Here is a 753-nt window from a genome sequence, read left to right on the forward strand (position 1 = left end):
CGCCCCCGCCTTCTGGGTCTTTCGTCCTTGCAGCCCAGCACGATCTTGAGGGTGTTCCACATGATCCACAGGTCCAGCCGGATGTCGCGGTGGCGCTGATAGATCAGGTCGATCTTCAGCTTGGCGGGCAGGCAGCGGCGGTAATAAGCCCGCTCGGTCGCCTCGGCGCTGGTGCAGCGGGCCAGGATCCGGTCCTCGTGGCGGTGATAGATCAGCGTGGCCAGGCCGGTCACGCCGGGGCGGCTTTTGAGCACCTGCGCATAAACCGCCGGAAAGCGTTCCACGTATTCGCGCAAGGGCGGGCGGGGGCCCACAAAGCTCATGTCGCCCTTGAGGATGTTGAACAGCTGCGGCAGCTCGTCGATGCGGGTGCGGCGCAGGAAGTGGCCCAAGGGCGTGATGCGCCAGTGCTTGTGGGCGCCGGTGGCGCCGAAATCCTTGTTTTCGGGGATCATGGTGCGGAACTTTAGCTGCCGGAAAGGCTGGCCCGGCGCGCGCATCCGCTCGGCCGAATAAAAGATCGGGCGGCCCTGCTGGACCAGCATCAGGGCGGCCACCACCGCCATCACCATCGACAAGGGCGCCAGCAGCACCAGCGCCAGCGCCACGTCGAACAGCCGCTTGCGCCGGGGCGAGGGCTTGCTGATCTGCGAATGCCCGTCAACCGCGAACCAGGCCATCTCCGGCGCGGCCAGGCGTGCCGAAGCGGTCTTGTCCCAGTCGTGGTGGATCGTCACAATGCCTGCCCTGCAA

1 protein-coding gene is annotated in these 753 nt (G+C 66.4%); it reads right to left on the minus strand.

Annotated features, from left to right (window positions below; all coding sequences use genetic code 11):
* Window positions 1-753, minus strand: a 753-nt coding sequence (locus ACFOM8_RS23055) for a sugar transferase (RefSeq protein ID WP_377764691.1), incomplete at both ends; no start/stop codon positions are given.

It is taken from the genome of Paracoccus angustae, assembly GCF_042648745.1.
Taxonomy (GTDB): Bacteria; Pseudomonadota; Alphaproteobacteria; order Rhodobacterales; family Rhodobacteraceae; genus Paracoccus; species Paracoccus angustae.